At 70.0% G+C, this 3,706-nt stretch carries 2 protein-coding genes and 1 pseudogene; all 3 read left to right on the forward strand.

The window, feature by feature from the left end; translation table 11 throughout:
* Positions 1-226, forward strand: a pseudogene (locus ACJA3G_RS32850) (hypothetical protein); the annotation flags it as partial.
* A gap of 71 nt (positions 227-297) precedes the next feature.
* Complete coding sequence (locus tag ACJA3G_RS32855) at positions 298-2,427, forward strand: bifunctional polysaccharide deacetylase/glycosyltransferase family 2 protein (RefSeq protein WP_406556686.1); 2,130 nt, start codon at positions 298-300, stop codon at positions 2,425-2,427.
* A complete protein-coding gene (locus ACJA3G_RS32860; RefSeq protein ID WP_406556685.1) occupies positions 2,424-3,626 on the forward strand; it encodes an acyltransferase in 1,203 nt (400 codons plus the stop codon). Before ACJA3G_RS32855 ends, ACJA3G_RS32860 begins: the two co-directional genes overlap by 4 nt.
* The last annotated feature ends 80 nt before the right edge of the window (positions 3,627-3,706 follow it).

Here is a 3,706-nt window from a genome sequence, read left to right on the forward strand (position 1 = left end):
CCCCTCGGCCACCGCCCCCGTGCGGACCAGGGCCTCCGGCACCCCCAAGCCGCCCAAGTCCAGCCACCCCGCCAAGCCCGGCACCGCCTCCCCGCGCCCCGGCACCTCGCCGACCGCGAAGCCGACCGGCGGCCACTCGGCGGGCCCCGGCCTCCCCACCGGTTCGTCCGGCAGCCCGACGGGGCTGTCGAAGAAGCCGACTCCGCCCTCTGGAGCCAGTACGTGAAAGCCCCTCGCCGCAAGACCCCTCGTACGGGTCCCGGTACCGCACGCAAGCCCAGACGCCGCAGACTGCCGATGCGCTATCTGCTGCCCCTGCTCTTCCTCGTCGCCCTGCTCGCGATGCTGATGCTGCGCGGATACGTCCACAACGAGATACTCGCCGACCACCGAATACGCCCCGAGGCGTCCACCGACCAGGTGCCCGAACGCATCCTGGACGGCGGTCCGGTGATCGACGCGCGGGGCACCGCCAAGCCCACCAGCCTCGACATCCCCAAGCACAAGCTGGTGCTCACCTTCGACGACGGCCCGGACCCCACCTGGACCCCGAAGGTGCTCGACCAGCTGAAGAAGTACCACGCGCACGGCGTCTTCTTCGTCACCGGCGCCAACGCCGCCCGCTACCCCGGTCTCATCAAGCGGATGGTCGACGAGGGCCACGAGGTCGGTCTGCACACCTTCAACCACCCCGACCTCTCCTACCAGTCGCACGCCCGTATCGACTGGGAGCTCGCGCAGAACCAGCTGGCCCTGGAAGGCGCCGCCGGTATCCGCACCTCCCTCTTCCGGCCGCCGTACTCGTCGTTCGCGGATGCGATCGACGACCAGAACTGGCCGGTGATCAAGTACGTGGGCAGCCGCGGGTACATCACCGCGCTGGACTCCACGGACAGTGAGGACTGGCAGCGCCCCGGCATCAAGACGATCATCAAGAACGCCACGCCCAAGCACGGGAAGGGCGCCATCGTCCTGATGCACGACTCCGGCGGCGACCGCTCGCAGACCGTGGCCGCGCTCGACACCTTCCTGCCCCAGCTCCAGGGCAAGGGCTACACGTTCGTGAATCTGACCGAGGCCCTGAACGCGCCCAGCGCGCACACCCCGGTCACCGGCATGGACCTGTGGAAGGGCAAGGCGTTCGTCTTCGCCGTCCAGGTCTCGGAGAGCAGCACCGACATCCTGGTGGGCGGGCTCGCCGTGATCGGCGTGCTGGTCTTCGCCCGGTTCGGCCTGATGCTGATCCTGTCGTTCCTGCACGCGCGCAAGGTCCGTAAGCGCGGCTTCCGCTGGGGCCCCGAGGTCACCGAGCCGGTCTCGGTGATCGTCCCGGCGTACAACGAGCGCGAGTGCATCGCCAACACCGTGCGCTCGCTGATGGCCGGCGACCACCCCATCGAGATCCTCGTCGTCGACGACGGCTCCACCGACGGCACCGCGGACATCGTCGAGGCGATGTGGCTGCCGAACGTCCGGGTGATCCGCCAGCCCAACGGCGGCAAGCCCTCCGCGCTCAACAACGGCATCCGCAACGCCCGCCACGACATCGTCGTGATGATGGACGGCGACACCGTCTTCGAGCCGTCGACCGTACGCGAGCTGGTGCAGCCGTTCGGCGACCCGAGGGTCGGCGCGGTCGCGGGCAACGCCAAGGTGGGCAACCGCGACTCGCTCATCGGCGCCTGGCAGCACATCGAGTACGTGATGGGCTTCAACCTGGACCGCCGGATGTACGACGTACTGGGCTGCATGCCGACCATCCCCGGCGCGGTCGGCGCCTTCCGCCGCACCGCCCTGGAGCGGGTCGGCGGCATCAGCGAGGACACCCTCGCCGAGGACACCGACGTCACCATGGCGATGCACCGCGACGGCTGGCGGGTGGTGTACGCGGAGAACGCGCGCGCCTGGACCGAGGCGCCCGAGTCCGTGCAGCAGCTCTGGTCGCAGCGCTACCGCTGGTCGTACGGCACGATGCAGGCCATCTGGAAGCACCGCGGCGCCGTCTTCGAGCGCGGCCCCTCGGGCCGCTTCGGCCGCGTGGGCCTGCCCCTGGTGTCGCTCTTCATGGTCCTGGCCCCGCTCCTGGCCCCCCTGATCGACGTGTTCCTCCTGTATGGCCTGGTCTTCGGCCCGACCCAGAAGACCGTGGTGGCCTGGCTGAGCGTCCTGCTCATCCAACTGGTCTGCGCGGCCTACGCGTTCCGCCTGGACCGCGAACGCCTCACCCACCTGGTGTCGCTCCCGCTCCAGCAGATCCTCTACCGCCAGCTGATGTACGTGGTGCTCCTCCAGTCCTGGATCACCGCCCTCACCGGCGGTCGCCTGCGCTGGCAGAAGCTGCGGCGCACGGGTGTGGTGGAGGCGCCGGGGGGCATTCCCAGCCAGCGCGGCAGCAAGGAGAACATCGACCGGAGGCCCGTCGGATGACCGCACCGATACCCCAGCCCTTCGTCGAGGTGCCCGCGGCCGTGGCCGCGGTGAGCGCCGAGAAGAAGCCCAAGGCGTCGGGCCGCGACCGCTATCTGGACCTGCTGCGTTCGCTCGCGCTCGTCCGCGTGGTCGTCTACCACCTCTTCGGCTTCGCCTGGCTCTCGATCGTCTTCCCGTCGATGGGTGTGATGTTCGCGCTCGCCGGATCGCTGATGGCGCGCTCGCTGAGCCGGCCCGCCTGGAGCGTCATCCGCGGCCGGCTGCGGCGGCTGCTGCCGCCGATGTGGGCGTTCGGCGCGGTGATCCTCACCGCGATGTTCGCGGCGGGCTGGAAGCCGGACAAGGAGCAGGGCCTGTGGTGGTGGGCCAAGCTCTTCAACTACCTGGTGCCGGTGGGCACCCCGCCGTTCCCGTGGTCGATCGGCCACAAGGACGGCATGCTGGAGCAGACCTGGGCCGTCCAGGCGGCCGAGCCGCTCTGGTACCTGCGGGCCTATCTGTGGTTCGTGCTCGCCTCGCCGCTGCTGCTGAAGCTGTTCCGCAAGCTGCCCTGGCCGGTGCTGCTGGCCCCGCTGGCGCTGACGGCGGTCCTGGGGACCGGTGTGGTCACCATCCCCGGCGACACCGGCTCGGTGATCACCGACTTCGTCACCTACGCGGCCTGCTGGGTGCTCGGCTTCGCGCACCACGACGGGCTGATCCAGAAGCTGCCGCGCTATCTGCTGGTGTCCTGTTCGTCGATGGTGATGGCGTTCGGCCTGTGGTGGGCCTCCGGGCACCCCACCCAGGACGGCTGGGACCTCAACGACATCCCGCTGGCCCAGGCCACCTGGTCGTTCGGCTTCTGCGCGATCCTGCTGGCGTACTCGCCGTCCTGGCCGGAACTGCCGGGCCGGCTGGCCCGCTACGACCGGCTGGTCACGCTCTCCAACAACCGGGCCGTCACGATCTACCTGTGGCACAACACGCTGATCGCGGCTGCCGTGCCGCTCCTCGACCAGGTGTGGAACGTCCCCGGGATCGGCTCGCACTTCGACGGGTTCCTGACCACGACCTATGACGAGTGGATGTTCGTCCTGGTCTGGCCGCTGATCGGGCTGATGATCCTGTCCACGGGCTGGATCGAGGACGTGGCCGCCAAGCGCAGTCCCCGGCTGTGGCCGGACGGCAGGGTGCGGAGCCGCCGCAGGCGCTGACGGCGACCCGCCACCACCGGCCGATCGCGGTACCCGAGGGCCCGGACCACAGCGTCCGGGCCCTCGTGCTGTGCCCGGCC

The organism is Streptomyces sp. YS-3, assembly GCF_045257485.1.
GTDB lineage: Bacteria > Actinomycetota > Actinomycetes > Streptomycetales > Streptomycetaceae > Streptomyces.

What these genes read in the sequence shown, in the direction of transcription:
- ACJA3G_RS32855 (WP_406556686.1), top strand. Translation starts at nt 298, where the DNA reads ATGCGCTATCTGCTGCCCCTGCTCTTCCTCGTCGCCCTGCTCGCGATG.
- ACJA3G_RS32860 (WP_406556685.1), top strand. Translation starts at nt 2,424, where the DNA reads ATGACCGCACCGATACCCCAGCCCTTCGTCGAGGTGCCCGCGGCCGTG.